Below are 1,131 nucleotides of genomic sequence, written 5' to 3' on the forward strand. Positions count from 1 at the left end.
TCGACTGGCTGAAGCGGCTATGATTCCGTAACCGAGTTATGTGGAGTTGGCGGCCCTCAAACCTTCGTCGGCTGGAGTTGACGCCTTCCAGCTCCACATCACTGCGCGCTGCACATAAGTCGAGGATGAGCAGGTCGTAGCGCAGCAGTTTCTCGACCAGATAGCCACTGCGGCCTGCGGCCTTTTCCTGCTCCAGCTGATTGACCAGATCGACGAGGTTGTAGAACCGACCTCGCGCTCTGGCCCGAATGACGGCCGAGGCGACGGCGATGCACAGATGAGTCTTTCCGGTACCGGTTCCGCCGACAAAGATTCCGTTGCGTTTGGCATCGAGGAAGCTGCCGGTGGCGAGCTCGCGCACCAAACCCTCGTCGATCGGGGTGCCCTTGAAGCTGAATTTGTCGAGATCCTTGAGCACCGGGAACTTGGCGCCGGTGATCCGGTAGCTGATCGAGCGCGCCTGGCGGTGGGTGCGTTCGGCTCGGATCAGGCTGGCGATCAGCGGGTAGAACTCGTCCCGTCGTGCGAGGCCCTTGCCGGCGATCTCATCGAAGCTCGCGCGCATGCCGTGCAGCTTCAGTTCCGCCAGCCCGGCAATGATGTCCTGACGTTCCATGGGGCGTTCCATTACGCGCCCTCCGATGCCATTCCATACGCGCAAAGGGCGCGCATGGAACCTTGGGGCATCTCCGCCCGCCTGAGGCTGTCATAGCGGCCACAATCGGCCTTCGGTTCGACCTTCAGGCGCAGGGCGTCAGGGGTGATGATGCTCGGCGGCGCCGGCGGCTGCAGCCGGCGCGCCAGAACGGCCAGGATCACGTCGCCGCTGGCGATACCGGCCTCGAGCGCTTCGGCGCATGCCGCCTCGACCGCAATCAGCCCGTGGTCGAGCACGGCACCCAGAACCTTGACGAACTGGCGGTCGCCATCGGTGTGCCGCTTGAGTTTGGCCCGGACCTCGGCAAGGCCCGCAGGTAGATCCCAGTCCTTGAATGGCGCGCCGTTGCGCAACGCCCCCGGCTTTCTCACCAGGATCGGCAGATAATGCCAGGGATCATAGATCACTTGATCGCGCCGGAACTGCCGCGGATGCTCGGCGACAACCTCGCCGCCCAGCAGCACGACGATACG

At 64.0% G+C, this 1,131-nt stretch carries 1 protein-coding gene and 1 pseudogene; both read right to left on the reverse strand.

The features are described from left to right. Window positions 1-628: ATP-binding protein (locus L2A60_RS20500; protein WP_329603621.1), on the reverse strand; the 628-nt coding region annotated here is incomplete at its 3' end. Window positions 629-690: 62 nt separating this feature from the next. Then, window positions 691-1,131 (reverse strand): annotated as a pseudogene (locus L2A60_RS20505) (IS21 family transposase); the annotation flags it as partial.

The organism is Acidiphilium iwatense, assembly GCF_021556475.1.
Lineage (GTDB): Bacteria > Pseudomonadota > Alphaproteobacteria > Acetobacterales > Acetobacteraceae > Acidiphilium > Acidiphilium iwatense.